13 protein-coding genes are annotated in these 17,152 nt (G+C 68.0%); 4 read left to right on the top strand and 9 right to left on the bottom strand.

Features of this window, described 5'->3' with window-relative positions; genetic code table 11:
* Positions 1 to 87: 87 nt before the first annotated feature.
* Both tmk and topA read right to left on the bottom strand, forming a co-directional pair.
* A complete protein-coding gene (tmk, locus tag GO591_RS01830; protein ID WP_157155242.1) occupies positions 88 to 705 on the bottom strand; it encodes a dTMP kinase in 618 nt (205 codons plus the stop codon).
* Complete coding sequence (gene topA, locus GO591_RS01825) at positions 705 to 3,407, bottom strand: type I DNA topoisomerase (RefSeq protein WP_157155241.1); 2,703 nt, start codon at positions 3,405 to 3,407, stop codon at positions 705 to 707. Before topA ends, tmk begins: the two co-directional genes overlap by 1 nt.
* Before the next feature lie 197 nt (positions 3,408 to 3,604).
* Between topA and GO591_RS01820 the strand changes: the two genes are divergently transcribed.
* Together GO591_RS01820 and GO591_RS01815 are read left to right on the top strand one after the other, a co-directional pair.
* Entirely contained in the window at positions 3,605 to 5,875 is a 2,271-nt protein-coding gene (locus GO591_RS01820; RefSeq protein WP_157155240.1) for a carbon starvation CstA family protein, read from the top strand.
* The gene (locus GO591_RS01815) at positions 5,875 to 6,096 is read left to right on the top strand and encodes a YbdD/YjiX family protein (RefSeq protein WP_157155239.1); all 222 of its coding nucleotides are present in this window, start codon (positions 5,875 to 5,877) and stop codon (positions 6,094 to 6,096) included. The genes GO591_RS01820 and GO591_RS01815 overlap by 1 nt, the downstream gene beginning before the upstream one ends.
* A gap of 63 nt (positions 6,097 to 6,159) precedes the next feature.
* Here GO591_RS01815 and GO591_RS01810 read toward each other — a convergent pair whose 3' ends face one another.
* The 7 genes from GO591_RS01810 to GO591_RS01780 all read right to left on the bottom strand — a co-directional run bounded on the left by GO591_RS01810 (position 6,160) and on the right by GO591_RS01780 (position 12,227).
* A complete protein-coding gene (locus GO591_RS01810) occupies positions 6,160 to 6,558 on the bottom strand; it encodes an Rv3654c family TadE-like protein (protein WP_232466236.1) in 399 nt (132 codons plus the stop codon).
* Positions 6,559 to 6,569: 11 nt separating this feature from the next.
* Positions 6,570 to 6,911 (bottom strand): TadE family type IV pilus minor pilin, encoded by a 342-nt coding sequence (locus tag GO591_RS01805; RefSeq protein WP_255446921.1) that lies wholly within the window; start codon positions 6,909 to 6,911, stop codon positions 6,570 to 6,572.
* Positions 6,889 to 7,077, bottom strand: coding sequence for a DUF4244 domain-containing protein (locus GO591_RS01800; RefSeq protein ID WP_157155237.1), 189 nt, complete (start codon positions 7,075 to 7,077; stop codon positions 6,889 to 6,891). Before GO591_RS01800 ends, GO591_RS01805 begins: the two co-directional genes overlap by 23 nt.
* Positions 7,078 to 7,159: 82 nt before the next feature.
* On the bottom strand, positions 7,160 to 8,065 hold the full coding sequence (locus GO591_RS01795) for a type II secretion system F family protein (protein ID WP_157155236.1): 906 nt from the start codon (positions 8,063 to 8,065) through the stop codon (positions 7,160 to 7,162).
* Positions 8,034 to 9,092 carry a TadA family conjugal transfer-associated ATPase gene (locus tag GO591_RS01790; RefSeq protein WP_370455321.1) on the bottom strand — a complete coding sequence of 353 codons (1,059 nt, stop codon included), beginning with the start codon at positions 9,090 to 9,092 and terminating at the stop codon, positions 8,034 to 8,036. Before GO591_RS01790 ends, GO591_RS01795 begins: the two co-directional genes overlap by 32 nt.
* A gap of 251 nt (positions 9,093 to 9,343) precedes the next feature.
* Positions 9,344 to 10,789, bottom strand: coding sequence for a phytoene desaturase family protein (locus GO591_RS01785; RefSeq protein ID WP_157155235.1), 1,446 nt, complete (start codon positions 10,787 to 10,789; stop codon positions 9,344 to 9,346).
* Positions 10,790 to 10,805: 16 nt separating this feature from the next.
* The gene (locus GO591_RS01780) at positions 10,806 to 12,227 is read right to left on the bottom strand and encodes a lipase maturation factor family protein (RefSeq protein WP_157155234.1); all 1,422 of its coding nucleotides are present in this window, start codon (positions 12,225 to 12,227) and stop codon (positions 10,806 to 10,808) included.
* 104 nt (positions 12,228 to 12,331) lie between these two features.
* Between GO591_RS01780 and acs the strand changes: the two genes are divergently transcribed.
* On the top strand, positions 12,332 to 14,296 hold the full coding sequence (acs, locus tag GO591_RS01775) for an acetate--CoA ligase (protein WP_157155233.1): 1,965 nt from the start codon (positions 12,332 to 12,334) through the stop codon (positions 14,294 to 14,296).
* 214 nt (positions 14,297 to 14,510) lie between these two features.
* The gene (locus GO591_RS01770; protein ID WP_157155232.1) at positions 14,511 to 17,090 is read left to right on the top strand and encodes a transglycosylase domain-containing protein; all 2,580 of its coding nucleotides are present in this window, start codon (positions 14,511 to 14,513) and stop codon (positions 17,088 to 17,090) included.
* Positions 17,091 to 17,152: the final 62 nt, after the last annotated feature.

Raw genomic sequence — 17,152 nt, 5'->3', positions numbered from 1 at the left:
CCGGCCGGCGACCGTGCCCGTTCGGTACGTCGGTGCCCGCTCGAGCAGGCACGGTCGTACCGGGAGGGCACAGACGTACCGGGAGCGTTACCCGAGCAGTTGCGCGACGCGCTCCCGGATCCGGTCGGCGAGGGAGTCGATCGAGTCGGTGGCGGGCAGCACCAGGAACCGGTCGGGTTCGGATGCCGCCAGCTCGAGGTACCCGGCCCGGACCCGCTCGTGGAACTCCAGCGCCTCGGCCTCGAGCCGGTCGTAGCGCTTGCCTTCCAGCCGGGACCGGCCGATGGTCGGGTCGAGGTCGAGCAGGATCGTCAGGTCCGGCAGCAGCCCCTCGGCCGCCCACAGCGACAGGTCTCGTATCTCGCTCCCGTCCAGCACCCGGCCGGCGCCCTGGTAGGCGACCGACGAGTCGAGGTAGCGGTCCTGGATGACGATCTCGCCGCGCTCGATCGCCGGGCGCACCTTCGTCGCAATGTTCTGGGCACGGTCGGCGGCATACAGCAGCGCCTCGGTCCGCGGCGTCATGTAGCCGCGGCGGTGCAGGATGATGTCCCGCAATTCCACGCCCAGGTCGGTTCCGCCGGGCTCTCGGGAGTGCAGCACGGTGCGACCGGATGCCTCCAACCAGTCGGTGAGCGCAGCCGACTGTGTCGACTTGCCCGAACCGTCGCCGCCCTCGAGGGTGATGAACAGTCCGCGCGCCATCACTTCTTCTTCGTGCTGGTGGTGCGTTTGGCGGCTGGCTTCTTGCGCGCCGCCGGCTTCTTCGCCGGACCCTTGGCGCGCTTGTCGGCGAGCAACTGCACCGCCCGGTCGTAGTCGATGTCCACGACATCCTCACCGCGGGGAATCGTCGCGTTGGTGGTGCCGTCGGTGACGTACGGGCCGAACCGGCCGTCCTTCACCTTGATCGGCTTGCCGCTGACCGGGTCGGCGTCGAACTCCGCGAGCGCGCTGGAGGCTCCGCGGGCGCCGTACTTCGGCTGGGCGAACTTCTCCAGTGCGCCGGCCAGGTCGATGTCGAAGATCTGGTCTTCGGAATCGAGCGAACGGGTGTCGGTGCCCTTCTTCAGGTAGGCGCCGTAGCGGCCGTTCTGTGCGGTGATCTCCGCACCCGACTCCGGGTCGGTGCCGACGACACGAGGCAGGCCGAGCAGCTTCAGCGCGGTCGCCAGGTCGACGGACCCGACATCCATCGACTTGAACAGCGACGCGGTCCGCGGCTTGACCGCCGCAGCCTTCTTCGGCTTCTTCTTCGGCGCGACCACCTCACCGGTGGCCTCATCGATGACCTCCGCCTCGGGCTCGGGTTCCGGCTCGAGTTCGGTGACGTAGGGGCCGAAACGGCCGTCCTTGACGACGATCTCCTTGCCGGTCTCCGGGTTCACACCCAGCACGCGGTCGCCAGCGACGGGGGCGTCGATCAGTTCCCGCGCCTTCTCGGCGGTGAGTTCGTCGGGTGCCAGTTCCTCGGGCACGTTGACCCGGCGCGGGGTGTCCGAGCCCTCCTGGGCAACCTCGAGGTAGGGGCCGTAGCGGCCGATGCGCACGGTGATGTCGTCGGTGATCCGCACCGAGTTGATCTCGCGGGCGTCGATGTCGCCGAGGTTGTCGATGACGGTGCGGAGGCCCTTGTGCTCCTCGTTGCCGAAGTAGAAGCCACCGAGCCAGGTCGTGCGGTCCGCTTCGCCGCGGGAGATCCGGTCGAGATCCTCCTCCATTTCGGCGGTGAAGTCGTACTGGACCAGGTCGCCGAAGTACTCCTCCAGCAGCCGGACCACCGAGAACGCGATCCAGCTGGGCACCAGGGCGCTGCCGCGCGGGGTGACGTAGCCGCGGTCGACGATGGTGGTGATGATCGCGCTGTAGGTGGACGGCCGGCCGACGCCGAGCTCTTCGAGCGCCTTGATCAGGCTGGCCTCGGTGTAACGAGCCGGCGGCGTGGTCGCGCTGCCCTTGGCCTCGACCTCGTCGACGGCGAGGTCCTGGCCCTCGGTGAGCGCCGGCAGCCGGGTCTCGGCGTCGGAGTCGGTGCGCTCTTCGTCGCTGCCCTCCTCATAGGCGAGGCGGAAGCCGGGGAAGGTGATGACGGTTCCGGATGCCCCGAGCTCAGCGATGCCCTCGGGCAGAGTCGCCTCGATGGTGACGCTCGCGGTGGTGCCCTTGGTGTCGGCCATCTGCGAGGCGACGGTGCGCTTCCAGATCAGGTCGTACAGCTTCCACTGGTCGCCGCGCAGCTCGCCCTGCAACTGCTGGGGGGTGCGGAAGGTGTCGCCGGAGGGCCGAATCGCCTCGTGCGCCTCCTGCGCGTTCTTGCTCTTGCCTGCATACAGGCGCGGCTTGTCCGGTACGGTCTCGGCGCCATAGAGCGCCTTCGCCTGGTTACGGGCGGCGTCGATCGCCTGCTGCGAGAGCGACACGGAGTCGGTTCGCATGTAGGTGATGTAGCCGTTCTCGTACAGCGACTGCGCGACGCTCATGGTCTGCCGCGAGCTGAAGCGCAGCTTGCGCGACGCCTCCTGCTGCAGGGTCGAGGTGGTGAACGGCGCGGCCGGGCGACGGGTGTACGGCTTGGACTCGACCTTGACGACGCGGATCGGCAGGTCGTCGGCGCGCAGGGCCTCGGCGATCGTCGTCGCAGCCTGCTCGTCGAGGGCGATGACCTCGGATTTCTTCAGCTGCCCCTTGTCGTCGAAATCGGAGCCGGTGGCGACCTTGCGGCCATCCAGCCGGTTGAGTCGGGCGGCGAACTGCTCGGTTCCGGTCGCCGGGTGCAGTCGGGTGGTCAGTCCCCAGTAGCCGGCGCTGACGAAGGCCAACCGCTCGCGTTCCCGGTCGACGACCAGGCGGGTCGCGGCGGACTGCACGCGTCCTGCAGACAGGCCGGGTCCGACCTTGCGCCAGAGCACTGGTGAGACCTCGAACCCATAGAGGCGGTCGAGGATCCGGCGGGTCTCCTGCGCGTCGACGAGCGCGGTGTCCAGATCCCGCGTCGTCTCCTTGGCGCGCTCGATGGCTTCCTTGGTGATCTCGTGGAAGACCATGCGCTTGACCGGGACCTTGGGCTTCAGCACCTCGAGCAGGTGCCAGGCGATGGCCTCTCCCTCGCGGTCCTCATCAGTGGCGAGGTAGAGCTCATCGGCATCCTTCAGCGCGCGCTTCAGCGCGGTGACGGTCTGCTTCTTGCCGTCGGAGACCACGTAATAAGGCTCGAAGCCGTTCTCGACATCGACGGAGAATTTGCCGAGCGAGCCGGTCTTCAGCTCGGGCGGCAGGTTCTTGGGTTCGATGAGGTCACGGATGTGCCCGACCGACGCCTGCACTTCGTAGTCGTCGCCCAGATACTGGCCGATCGTCTTCGCCTTTGCAGGCGACTCAACGATGACCAGTTTCTTGGTGCCTGGCACGGTTCTCCTCTGGGGGTTGCGATGGGGACGCGGCTGGTGTAGCGCTGCCTCGCGTCTGCCACACCATACAACGCGCTCCCTCGACGACGCCTAATCGCCCGCGCGGGCTGGGGACGAATTCTCAGATACCCTCATCTGGGTTGTCTACCCCCGACACCCATGTGTCAACCCCTATTCGCACAGAGCAAAGGAGCCGAATGAGCGACACAACCACGGCGGAACACGAATCCGTCGTCCCACCCCAGGATCCATCACTTCCGCCGGTCGCCATCGACGAGAAGGCGGAGGCCCGGACCAAGAAGTGGACACCGGCGAAGATCGCCCTCTGGGTGGCCATTTCTCTGCTGGGTGGTGTTGCCTGGACGGTCCTCGCCATTGTGCGGGGTGACACGGTCAACGCGATCTGGTTCGTGTTCGCTGCGGTGTGCACCTATCTCATTGGCTACCGCTTCTACTCGAAGGTGATCGAGCGTTACCTCACCAAGCCGGATGACCGCCGGGCCACCCCCGCGGAGTACAAGGCGAACGGCAAGGACTTCATGCCGACCGACCGGCGTGTGCTCTACGGGCACCACTTCGCCGCGATCGCCGGCGCCGGCCCGCTGGTCGGCCCCGTGCTCGCCGCGCAGATGGGTTACCTGCCAGGCACGATCTGGATCATCGTCGGCGTCGTGCTCGCCGGCGCGGTGCAGGACTACCTCGTACTGTTCTTCTCGATGCGCCGCGGCGGCCGTTCGCTCGGCCAGATGGCCCGTGAGGACCTCGGCCGGATCGGTGGCACCGCTGCCCTGATCGCGACCTTGCTGATCATGATCATCATCGTGGCGATCCTCGCCCTCGTCGTGGTCAACGCCCTGGGCGAGAGCCCGTGGGGTGTCTTCTCGGTTGGCATGACCATCCCGATCGCACTGTTCATGGGCGTGTACCTGCGGTACATCCGTCCCGGCAAGGTCACCGAGGTCTCGATCATCGGCTTCGTGCTGCTGATCCTCGTCATCGTCGCCGGTGGCTGGGTCGCCGAGACCGACTGGGGCGTGGCCATGTTCACGCTGGACCGCACCACCATCGCCTGGGGCATCATCATCTACGGCTTCGTCGCCGCGATCCTGCCGGTGTGGCTGCTGCTCGCCCCGCGCGACTACCTGTCGACGTTCATGAAGATCGGCACGATCGTCATGCTCGCCGGCGCGGTCGTCCTGGTGCGCCCGGAGATCAACGTTCCCGCGTTCAGCGAGTTCGCCTCGCGCTCCGACGGACCGGTGGTCGCCGGGTCGCTGTTCCCGTTCCTGTTCGTCACCATCGCCTGTGGCGCCCTGTCCGGGTTCCACGCGCTGATCTCGTCGGGAACCACGCCGAAGCTCATCGAGAAGGAGAAGCAGACCCGCCTGATCGGTTACGGCGGCATGCTGATGGAGTCGTTCGTCGCCATCATGGCGCTCGTCGCCGCGCTGTCGATCGACCGGGGCATCTACTTCGCGATGAACGCGTCGGCTGCCGCCACCGGCGGCACGCTGGAAGGCGCCGCTGCATTCGTGAACGGCCTCGGCCTGACCGGTGTCAGCGTGACCCCGGACGCACTCGCCGCCACCGCGAACGCGGTCGGCGAGGAGAGCATCGTCTCGCGCACCGGTGGTGCGCCGACGCTCGCGGTCGGCCTGGCCCAGATCATGCAGGGCCTTATCGGCGGACCGGCGATGATGGCGTTCTGGTACCACTTCGCGATCATGTTCGAGGCGCTGTTCATCCTCACCGCTGTCGACGCGGGCACCCGCGTGGCCCGGTTCATGCTGCAGGACAGCCTCGGCAACTTCATCCCGAAGTTCCGGGACACCTCGTGGCGTCCCGGTGCCTGGATCGGTACCGCGGTGATGGTGGCCGGATGGGGCGCCATCCTGATCCTCGGCGTCACCGACCCGCTCGGCGGAATCAACACCTTCTTCCCGCTGTTCGGTATCGCGAACCAATTGCTCGCGGCCATTGCGCTGGCGGTCTGTCTGGCGATCGCGGCGAAGCGCGGGGCGTTCCGTTGGTTGTGGATCATCATCCTGCCGCTCGCGTTCGCGGCCGTAGTCACCATCACGGCGTCGATGTACAAGATCTTCTCGCCGGTGCCCGCTGTGGGTTACTGGGCGCAGCACGCCGCATTCCGCGACGCGCTCGCCGCAGGCGAGACGAGCTTCGGCAACGCGTCGAGCGTCGAGGCGATGGAGGCCGTCGTGCGGAACACCGCCGTGCAGGGCACCCTGTCGATCCTGTTCGTCAGCCTCGCGATCATCGTGATCGCCGCGTCGGTTGTGGTCAGCATCAAGGCGTTCAAGAACGGTGGCGGCAACAACACCGAGGACGCCCCGGAGGCCTCGCGCATCTACGCCCCGGCCGGGTTCATCGCGTCGAAGGAGGAGCGTGACCTGCAGAAGCAGTGGGACGCCCTGCCCGCCGCGAAGCAGCCCGCTCGGAGCGGTCACTGATGAATGCGCCGACCGCCGCGGTCTCCGCGCTTGACCTGCTCAAGCGCGGAGCCCGCGGGCTCACCTGGTACGTGAACTCGGTAATGGGCGACAACGCCTGGCAGACCTACCGCGAGCACTACCTCGAGACGCACGGCGAGGAACCGCCGATGACCGAACGAGAGTTCTGGTGGGACCGCGACGACGAGCAGGACCGCAACCCGCAGTCCCGCTGCTGCTAGTCGCACTCGCAAGCTAACTCGCCTCGCTGGGCCGTCACCCTCACGGGTGGCGGCCCGGTGGCGTTATGGCGGCGGCCCCGCGGTGGCGCTAGCCGTCACCGGAAGTCCGGCGACGCCGGCGGTGACGCTGACCGTCGCGACCAGCCCGTCGACCTCGCAGGCGGCAAGCCGGGCACCGTTCGACTCGGCAACGGATGCCGCCGCCTCACACGGGAACCCCGCGACGATCCCGACGGCGACATCGGCGGCGGCGAGCGCTGCGGCGTCTGCGGCGGAGATCGCCCGCTGCTTTCCGGCGAGCACCGCCCCGATCGGCAGGGTCAGCCCGGCCAGCAGAATTGTGGCGCCGACCAGGGCAAGCGCGAGCACTCCCCCTGCACCGGTCTCCGCTCGGAACAAGGCTCGAACTGACCGCACCGGCGGTGCGCGCGTCCCGAACAGCACCGGCGGTGACCGCGTCACCAGCACCGCCGTCACCGGCCGCCCTCGAGCGCGCAACTCTCGGCCCGGATTGTGATCGCTCCCGCGAGCGGGAGCACGGCCGACGCCACGCTGAGCCCGGCGCACACGAGGTCGCCGCGCCGATCGACCGCGAGCGATCCTCCGACGGAGGCCACCCGGCCGGCAGCGATCTCGGGATCGCCGCGAGCCAGGGCGCGGGCTACGTCCGCCGCGGCATCCTGGATACGCACGTGCTGGGCACCCAGGTTGGTCCCGCCGATGCAGACCGCGAGCACCAGCACCACCGCGGGCATCGCCGCAGCGAACTCAGCGGTGACACTGCCGCGCTCGCTACCCGCCGAGCGTGAGCGCACTTCGCACCAGGTCGGTGAGGATGCCGCGCACCTCGTCCGAGCGCATGATGATGACCAGCAGCCCGGCAAAACCGACCGCTGCCATCGTCGCGATCGCGTACTCCGCGGTGGCCGCGCCATCATCCTGTCGGCGCAACCGCCGCAGCAATCGCCTCATCCGTGTCATGTCGTGCCCTTCTGTCGATTCGGCACGAACACCACCAGCCTGCCGCACCGCGTCACGCAGCGCCGAGCCGAATGCGACCAGGTCAGAAACTCACCACCGTGGAGGAGATGACACTGAGCATCAGCGGCGCCACCCCGAGCAGCATGAACGCGGGAAGCACGCACGCGCCAAGCGGCAACATCAGCTTCACCGACAGCGACGCCGCCCGCTGCTGGGCATCGCTGCGGGCGGTGCGCCGCAGTTCTTCGGCCTCACTGCGCAGCAGTTCACCGGCGGGCACCCCGGCTCGCCGTGACAACTCGAGGACCCGATCGATCGCGACCTCGTCCCCCACGATCCCCCGCTCCGCGGCCGCGCGAACCGCGCCATCCCTCGCCCGATCCAGCGGCGCCCCACCCGCCAGCGCGATGGCGACCAGGTCGAAGAGCAGCCCCGGCGCCGGATCCGTCGGGGTCGCCGCCTTCACCATCCGCCGGTTCCAGGCCCGTCCCGCAGCGAGCAGCGTCAGTCCAAGAATCAGGCAGCCAATGCCCGCGGGCGACGTCGTCAGCACTTCGAGCGTGTTGAAGCCGAGCGCCAGCCCGAACAGCACCGCCACGGCGGGCAACACCATCACCAGCCTGGCGGTGGCGATCGGACCGGCGAGTGCCACGCGGATCTCCCGTTCCGCCTGAGCGAGCGAGCGGAGGGATGTCGCGAACTCCCGCAGCGCGGGCGCCAGCGGCGCGCCCGCCTCAGTCGCCACCGCCCACGCGGCAGCCAGCGCCCGCCACGCCGCACCGGCCGACCCGGCGGCATCGATCGCCTCGGTGACTGCGGCACCACGAGCGACAGCCTCGGTCACGGTGCTCACCGCCGGTGTGATGTCCAGGTAGCCCCACGCCGTCTGTGGCGGAACGCCCGCCGACAACAGCACCGCCAGCCGCTGCACGACCGCGGCCACCGCGTCCGGCCCGTCACCGATGCCCGGCCCGGCGGATCGGCTCATGGTCGGATCGGCTCAATGCCGAGCCGGTCGCGGTCATCCAGCCGGAACCGGCCCAGCTGCACCAGCTTGCGCACCCCGTCGCGCCGCTCCAGGTGCAGTACTGCGTCGAGCGCGCTGACGGTCTGCCGCGCCACTGCTTCAGCTGACATCCCGCGAGCGCGCCGAGGGCTTCCAACCGCGCGGGCACGTCGCCGAGCGAGTTGGCGTGCAGTGTGCCCGCCCCGCCGTCGTGGCCCGTGTTCAACGCGGCAAGCAGTTCGCGAACCTCGGCGCCGCGGCACTCGCCGAGCACCAGCCGGTCCGGCCGCATCCGCAGCGCCTCACGCACCAGCCGTGCGAGACCGACCTCGCCGGCCCCCTCCAGGTTCGCCTGCCGCGCCTCCAGGCTGACGAACTGGGGATGTGGCACACGAAGCTCGCCGACGTCCTCGATCGCGACGATCCGTTCGGCGGATGTCGCGTCCGCGAGCAGCGCGGACAGCAATGTCGTCTTACCGCTCCCGCCGGCCCCGGTGATCAGCAGGTTCGCCCGTCGCCGGACGAGGGCGCGCACGGTCCGCAAGCCGACCGCGGCGAAGAAACCCTGCGCATCGAGGTCGTCGACGCTCAGCCGTTCCAGTCGGGGCAAGCGGATCGACAGCAGGGTGCCGGCCGGCGAGATCGGCGGAAGCACGGCATGCACCCGGATACCGTCATGCAGCCGTACGTCCACGCACGGGGACGCTTCGTCGATGTGCCGCCCGCCGGCCGCGATCAGGCGCACCGCCAGCTCGCGCAGTTCGGACTCGCCGAGTTCGATCGGCTGCCGGATCGAACCGTCGCCGCGATCCGCCCACACCCCGCCGGAACCATTGGCGAACACGTCGGTGACAGCAGGCTCCGCGGCGAGCCGGGCGAGCGGTCCGAACTCGTCGAGCGACCCGCGGGTTCGAGGCGTTGTACCCCAGCCATCACGGCGCATACCGGGGCGTACGGCAACGAACCGTTCGTGCTCGTGCGGGGCGCTCGATCCGCCGGGATCGGTCATCTTGCAAGGCTGCCCGGGATGGTGGAAATCTGCGGCATCCGGCCAGTCGTTGTGGACGAAGACAGGTCGGCCGGGAGAAGTGCCGGTTAACGAGAGGGGCGGCGCCTGTTGGGGGGAACCGGCGCCGCCACAGCAACGCCGGATTGGGGGGAATCGCTGGCGCTGCTTATCCGAAATCAGATTCGGTGCCCCAAGTGTACCCCAGCGCTTACCCCCGAAGAGATGCTTTTTTACGGATTATCGGCGCGTACTCAGGATGCCCCCAACGACGGCAAATGCCGGATGCCGAAGACGTCCCGCAGCGCCAAGGTCGCGGCGTACCAGCCGTTCATACCGTGCACCGCAGGGCCGGGAGGAGTTGCCGCCGAGCACAGATACAGGCCCTCGACCGGGGTCCGCCACGGGGTGGGCGAGGTCACCGGGCGGCGCAACAATTGGGTGAGGCTGAGCGCGCCGCCGAGGATGTCGCCGCCCAGGTAGTTCGGGTTGTACTCGGCCAGCTGGCGCGCCGAATGGGCACTGCTCGCTAGCACGAGATCCCGGAAGCCCGGCGCGAACCGTTCGATCTGCGCGGTCACCGTTTCGGTCGGATCGAAGCTCGACCCGCGCGGCACGTGGATGTACGCCCACACCATGTGGTGCCCGTCCGGTGCCCGGGTGGGATCGAGCACACTCGGCTGGCAGAGCAGCACATACGGTCGCGCGGCCACCGCGTGCTTGTGCGGCAGCCGCTCGGCGCGGCTGATCGCCCCGGCGGTGCCGCCGAGGTGCACGGTCGGTGCCAACCTCACCGCCTCGGCCTCCCACGGCACCGGAGAAGACAGGGCGAAATCGACTTTCGCGGCGCCGACGCCGTAGCGATAGCCGGCCAGCCGCCGCCGGTAGCGGGCCGGCAGCGCATCACCGGCGAACTCATCGAGGAAGCGCGCGGAGGTGTCGAGAAGGATCGCCCGGGAGGGTTCCAGATCGGCGCGGGATCGAACCATGACGCCGAGATCGAGACGACCGCCGTGCGCGAGAAAGTCCGAAGCGAGCGCCTCGGCGATCGCCTGCGACCCGCCGCGCGGGTACCCCCAGCCGCGGGCATGGGCGTGCGCGGCGAGCAGCAGCCCGGCGCCGGCTGCCGGCAGCGATGGCACCGGTCGGCCGGCGTGCGCGGCGACCCCGGCGAGCATCGCGGGCGCCGTGGCATCCGCGAATCGCAGCCGACCGACGCCGGTGCCCTGCTCCAGCACCCGCAGCCCGTAGGTGACCGTGGCAACCGGGTCGCGCGGCACCCGGAGCAGCTGCGAGCCGGTGAAGTCGACGACACCGTCGAGGTGCTCGAGGATCGGAGCGAACAAGCGCCGCCAGGCGTCGCCGTCGGGGCCGAGTCCTTCCGCGGTGCGCTCGAGGTCACGCCAGGCGAGGCCCGCGCGTCCACCGTCGAGCGGATGCGCGTAGGACAGCTCGGGGATGACGAAGTCCACCCGCTGAGTAAGTCCGAACGCTCGGAAGAACGGCGAGGCGAGCGCAGCCGGGTGCACCGCCGAACAGACGTCGCTGAGGTGGCCGGGCAGGGTCAATTCGGCGCTGCGCATTCCCCCGCCGACCGTGTCGGCCCGCTCGACGAGTCGCACCTGAAGACCGGCCCTGGCCAGGGTGACCGCCGCGGCGAGTCCGTTCGGGCCGGCGCCGACGACCGTCGCGTCGATCACGAAGTCCCCAGCCGCGTCATGATGCCCTCAGCGAGAGCGGCGGCACGAACTCGGTGATCTCATCGCGCACCCACCAGGCGCCGGTCTCCCGCTTCTCGGCGCGGGTCGAGTAGCGGTAGATGAACAGCCGGGCCCGGACCCAGCGCGGCGGATCGCCGTCGAATGGGTCGAGCCGCAGCATCCGCAGGGTTGGCGCATCGGCTTCCAGCAGCCGGGTGAGGAAGACGAGGAACCAGCGTTCCGGCCCGCCGCGCAGCGGCAGGAACCACATCAGCCAGTCCAGGCGCAGGTGGTAGGGGGCGTACTGCCGGGGCATCCGCATCACATTGCCCGGTTTACCTTTGAACTCGTACTCCCGCCAGCCGTCGTCGGGATTCTCCTCGGTGGTGCCCTCGACGATGACTTCGTAGCGCGGTCTGGTGATGCTGCCGAATGCGCCGTACGCGTTCACCAGGTGCCAGGGGTTGAAGCTCGCGTTCATCAGCTGCCGGTGGCGCAGCAGGTTGCGCGCCGGCCAGTAGCTGAGCACGACCATCAGCAGGGTCACCGCCCAGACCAGCACCAGCCACCAGATCGGCGCCTCGGTGGGCGCTCCCCAGCCGAGCGGGATCGCCGGCAGCAGCCAGTGCGCCACCGTGTCGCTCACGCCGCAGAAGGCGAGCACGATCGTGATCCAGTTCAGCCAGGCGAAGTTGCCGGTGGTGACCAGCCAGAGCTGGGTGAGGATGATCACCGCGGCCGCCGCGCTCTTGATCGGCTGCGGAAAGAAGAGCAGCCACGGCACGATCAGCTGCGCGAAGTGGTTGCCGAGCACCTCCAGTTTGTGCACCGGCTTCGGCAGATGGTGCGCGAACCGGCTCACCGGATTCGGCATCGGCTGGGTCTCATGGTGGTAATACAGTGCGGTCAAGTCGCGCCACACCACATCGCCGCGCATCTTGATCATGCCGGCGCCGAACTCCAGCCGGAACACCAGCCAGGCGAACAGCACCAGGATCGGCGTCGGCGGCGGGACCTGGTTCGAGCCGAGGAACGCCGCGAGGAAGCCAGCCTCGAGGATCAGGCTCTCCCAGCCGAATGCATAGAAGGTCTGCCCCACGTTCACGATCGACAGGTAGAGCCCGTACAGCGCCAGGAAGACCAGCATCGGCACCCAGGGCGGGCCGAGTTGCGGCAAGCCCAGGACAACGGATGCCGCGAGGATGATGCCCGCCGTGGCGACGACCAGCAGGAGCCGGTCGCTGTACCGCAAGCGGAACAGGCTCGGCCCCCGCGAGTAGCCGTGCAACAGGTGCGGCACCGGCAGCAGCCCATGCTCGCCGAGCAGCACCCGGAACTGGGCGGCGGTCGAGCAGAAGGCGATGAGGTACATGACGCCGATCCCGCGTTGCAGCACTTGCCGCGCGAGGTCGTAGTCGTGCGCGTATAGCCAGTCCACATCGACACCTGCCGTTCTCACGGTAGGCCGCGGCATCCGCGCCTCGCAACGGCCGCAATAGGATCGGAGCAGAGTTCAACGACGAATCGAGGCCTTGAAACCCCATGAACGCGATCGACAGCCTGCTGCACGAGAACCGCCGCTTTGCGCCGAGTCCGGAGTTCACCGCCCAAGCCGTGGCATCCGCTGACCTGTACGAGCAGGCGAAAGCCGACCGCCTCGAGTTCTGGGCCGAGCAGGCCCGCACTCTGCACTGGAACACCCCGTTCACCCAGACCCTGGATTGGAACAACGCCCCGTTCGCGCGCTGGTTCGCCGACGGACGGCTGAACGTCGCCTACAACTGCCTCGACCGGCACGTGATCGCCGGCAACGGCGACCGGGTGGCGATCCACTGGGAGGGTGAGCCGGGTGATTCGCGTTCGATCACCTATGCGGAGCTGACCGCCGAGGTGAAGAAGGCCGCGAACCTGCTCACCGCGCTCGGCGTGAAGCAGGGTGACCGGGTGGCGATCTACCTGCCGATGATTCCCGAGGCCGTCATCGCCATGCTCGCGGTCGCCCGCATCGGCGCCGTGCACTCGGTGGTGTTCGGCGGCTTCAGCGCGGACTCGTTGCGCACCCGCATTGAGGACGCCAGCGCAAAGGTCGTCATCACCGCCGACGGCGGCTACCGCAAGGGCAAGGTGTTCCCATTGAAGGGGACGGTGGATGCCGCGCTGGCGGCCGGTGGCTCCACGGTCAAGCACGTGCTGGTCGTGAAGCGCGGCGGCAACGACATCGACTGGACCACCGGCCGCGACCTCTGGTGGGACGAAGAACTCGCCCAGGTCGACGCCGACCATGTGGCGAAGCCGTTCGAGGCCGAGAACCCGCTGTTCATCCTGTACACCTCGGGAACAACGGGCAAGCCGAAGGGCATCCTGCACACCTCGGGCGGCTACCTCACCCAGACCGCGTTCACCCACAAGGCGGTGTTCGACCTGCACCCGGAGACCGACGTCTACTGGTGCACCGCCGACGTCGGCTGGGTGACCGGGCACAGCTACGTCGTCTACGGGCCGCTTGCCAACGGCGCCACCCAGGTGATGTACGAGGGCACCCCGGACACCCCGCACCCCGGTCGCTGGTGGGAGATCATCGAGAAGTACGGTGTCAGCATCCTGTACACGGCGCCGACCGCGATCCGCTCGTTCATGAAGATCGGCCGCGAGCACCCGCAGAAGTTCGACCTGTCGTCGCTGCGTGTGCTCGGTTCCGTCGGTGAGCCGATCAACCCCGAGGCGTGGGTCTGGTACCGCGACGTGATCGGCGGCGGCACCACTCCTGTGGTGGACACCTGGTGGCAGACCGAGACCGGGGCGATCATGGTTTCCGCCCTGCCGGGAGTCACCACAACCAAGCCGGGGTCGGCGCAGGTGCCGATCCCGGGCATCTCGATCGACGTGCTCGGCGACGACGGCAAACACGTCGGCGCTGGGAACGGCGGGCTCCTCGTGGTCACCGAACCGTGGCCGTCGATGCTGCGCGGCATCTGGGGCGACCCGGAACGGTTCATCGAGACCTACTGGGAGAAGTTCGACTTCGCCGGCACCCCGCAGCGGCGCATGTACTTCGCCGGCGACGGCGCGCGCCTCGACGAGGACGGCGACATCTGGCTGATGGGCCGCGTCGACGACGTGATGAACGTATCCGGGCACCGGCTGTCCACCGCCGAGATCGAGTCGGCGCTGGTGTCGCACCCGATCGTGGCGGAAGCCGCCGTGGTGGGCGCGGCCGACGAAACCAGCGGCCAGGCCGTCGTCGCCTTCGTCATCCTGCGGCAGAGCCAGGCCGACGCGCAGACGCCGGAGGAGGCATCCGTCCTGCTGCGTTCGCACGTGGCCGAGCAGATCGGCGCGATCGCACGTCCGAAGCAGGTGTTCGTGGTCAGCGAGCTGCCGAAGACCCGCTCAGGCAAGATCATGCGCAGGTTGCTGCAGGATGTCGCGGAGGGACGCGAGATCGGCGACACGACAACCCTCGCCGACACGTCGGTGATGACCATCATCGCGAAGACGGTGCACTAGCGAGCGACCCGACGGCGGGGCACGCCCGGCACGCCCGGTACGCACGGCGCTAGCAAAACGGCTCCGCGCCAGCGAAGTTTCGCTGGCGCGGGGCCGTTTCTATAGCGCCAGAGTGTGGGATCCACGCGTCTGTTGACGACCTGCTGATGCGTGACGCGATTCTCTCGATCAAATTAGGCGACGAGGATTCAGGTCATGCCGTACTCTTCTGCTTATGTCTGCCAAAAAGGAGAAGCGCTCAGGTGCATTTGGGGCGCTCCTGGGGATGCTCGGCCTCAGTGGAGTCGCCGGCCTGCTGGTCGCCATCATGGTCACTCCCGCCATCGCGGTCACCGGCATGACAGCCAACAACTCGATCGGCATCTTCAATGAGTTGCCCGAGTACGCGACGCTCGGTGACGACCTCGCCCAGCGCGTCACCCTGTACGGCCTGCAGGACGGTCAGCAAGTGCCGTTCGCCACGATCTTCGAGACCAACCGCGAGGAAGTCGGCTGGGACCAGATCTCGCAGTACGCGAAGGATGCCGCCGTCTACGGCGAGGACGCCCGGTTCTATGAGCATGGCGGTGTCGACGTCCAGTCGGTGGCGCGCGCGCTAGTTGGCAACCTCGCTTCGGGCGAGGTCGAGAGTGGCGGCTCAACTCTCACGATGCAGTTGATCAAGAACATCAACGTCGAGGCCGCGAACCGGCTCACCGACCCCGACGAGCGATCGGCGGCCTACAAGGAGGCCACTCGCCAAACGATGGATCGCAAGCTCAAGGAGATGAAGCTCGCGATCGGGCTTGAGAAGGAGTACGACAAGCAGACCATTCTGCTGAGCTACCTGAACATCGCCCACTTCGGCGGAGTGACGTACGGCATCGAGGCCGCCGCGCAGCGCTACTTCGGCATCACGTCCGCGGAACTCTCCCCTGCCCAGGCTGCGAGTCTCATCGCGATGGTGCAGGCACCGAACGCGCGCAGCCTGGACAAGGAGGAGAACTTCGAGAACAACCGCGTGCGTCGCGACTACGTCCTGAACCAAATGTTCAAGTACGAGGCGCTCACGCAGGAGGAGTTCGACGCGGCGATCGCCACACCGATCCAGCCGAACCTGCAGCCACTCCAGACCGGTTGCATGAGCGCGACGACAGGCCAGTACTTCTGCGACGCCGTGGTCAAGGAGTTGCAGGCCCATGAAGCCTTCGGCGCTACCCCGGAGGAGCGGAAGGCTGCTTTCCGCAATGGGTACGACGTTTACACGACCATCGATCTGAACATGCAGAACCACGCGCAGGCGACGATGGTCAAGTGGGTTCCTGAAACGGACCCGCGCTTCCATCTGGGTGGTGCGGCTGTCGGTATCGAGCCCGGTACCGGTCGCACCCTGTATATGACTCAGAACACGCGGTTTGACGACACCAGAGACGGCGGCGGACCCGGCACGACTTCCGTGAACTACAACACCGACTTCGATCGCGGCGGCTCAAGCGGTTTCCAGGCCGGATCGACGTTCAAGATCTTCACGCTCGCTCAGTGGTTGAAAGCGGGACACGGCCTGAACGAACATGTCTCGGGGACACCAAGAACGTGGAAGCAGAACGAGTTCACCTACTGCGGGTCGAAGATGAGCGGTACAGATTACGCCCCGAAGAACTCGGGCGGCTCCGCCGCGAGCGTCAGCGTGCTCTCCGCGACGGCTAGCTCAGTCAACGCCGCCTTCTTGAACATGGCCCGCGAACTCGACCTCTGTGACATTCGCGACACCGCAGCGTCACTCGGGGTGCACACCGCCACGGGTCCCAAAGACGGCGAGGACGTGATGTCGAACATTTCCGACCTGATCGGCGTCGGTGAAGACCATGTTTCAGTGAGCACAATCGCCGCGGCGTTCGCCGGCATCGCGGCACGCGGCCTGTTCTGCTCGCCGATCCTGATCGACCGTGTCGTGAAGTTCAATGGCGAGGAACTCGCCCCACCGGCTTCGCAGTGCACCCAGGGCATCGACCCGGAGATCGCGGACGCGATGATCCACGCGCTGAAGGGCGTCATCAGTGGCGGCACCGGGTCAGCGTCGCGCGCCAGCGGCGCCCCGATGTTCGGTAAGACCGGATCGACAACCCTCTACAACCAGACGTGGATGGGAGCCGCGACGACTAAGGTCGCGAGTGCGGTGTGGATTGGGAACGTTAAAGGGGTTCCCGGCCAGGCGCTCAACCGAACGAACATCAACGGCACCAGCGCCAGCAACCTCCGGCACCGTCTGACGAGCGAGATGTTCAATGTCTGGAACGACTGGCGCGGCGGCGACAACTGGCCCGCCGCAAAGTCGAACTACTTGAGCGGCAGGAACAACCCCGTCCCAGATCTCGCCGGCGATACCCCTGAGCAGGCCAAGAAGGTCTTGGAAGGACTCGGCTTCGGATACGCCGATGGTGGGCCCGTGGCATCCGCAATCGCCTCCGGCCGCGTTGCGCACACCGACCCCGGTGCCGGCGCGAGCGCACCGCGCGGACGCATCGTCACCGTGTACACCAGTGACGGATCGCTCGCCGCGACCATGCCGAACGTGGTCGGCAAGGAACTGAAGCAGGCGACCGATGAGCTGAAGTCTGCCGGTTTTGACTCGATCAGCGTGAATTACCGGGGCGGCCAGCAGGGCGGCACCTGTATGGTCGAGGCCTCGGATCCGGGGGCGGGCGCCGCCACAGCGAAGAATGCTGCGGTGACGCTCACCGCGTCCTGCACCGGCCAGCCGGGTCAGCCTGGTCAGCCAGGCACCACTCCACCCGGCCCGCCGCAGAACGGCTAGCCGGTCGGCGCGCTGCCAAAACGGCCCCGCGCTAGCGAAGTTTCGCTGGCGCGGGGCCGTTT

The organism is Diaminobutyricimonas sp. LJ205, assembly GCF_009755725.1.
Taxonomy (GTDB): domain Bacteria; phylum Actinomycetota; class Actinomycetes; order Actinomycetales; family Microbacteriaceae; genus Ruicaihuangia.
Note: the sequence above shows the minus strand (reverse complement) of the source record. Positions and strands in the feature narration are given on the sequence as shown.

Coding starts and splice junctions, on each gene's coding strand:
- tmk (WP_157155242.1), bottom strand. CDS start 705: ATGGCGCGCGGACTGTTCATCACCCTCGAGGGCGGCGACGGTTCGGGC.
- GO591_RS01820 (WP_157155240.1), top strand. CDS start 3,605: ATGAGCGACACAACCACGGCGGAACACGAATCCGTCGTCCCACCCCAG.
- GO591_RS01815 (WP_157155239.1), top strand. CDS start 5,875: ATGAATGCGCCGACCGCCGCGGTCTCCGCGCTTGACCTGCTCAAGCGC.
- GO591_RS01800 (WP_157155237.1), bottom strand. CDS start 7,077: ATGACACGGATGAGGCGATTGCTGCGGCGGTTGCGCCGACAGGATGAT.
- GO591_RS01795 (WP_157155236.1), bottom strand. CDS start 8,065: ATGAGCCGATCCGCCGGGCCGGGCATCGGTGACGGGCCGGACGCGGTG.
- GO591_RS01790 (WP_370455321.1), bottom strand. CDS start 9,092: ATGACCGATCCCGGCGGATCGAGCGCCCCGCACGAGCACGAACGGTTC.
- acs (WP_157155233.1), top strand. CDS start 12,332: ATGAACGCGATCGACAGCCTGCTGCACGAGAACCGCCGCTTTGCGCCG.
- GO591_RS01770 (WP_157155232.1), top strand. CDS start 14,511: ATGTCTGCCAAAAAGGAGAAGCGCTCAGGTGCATTTGGGGCGCTCCTG.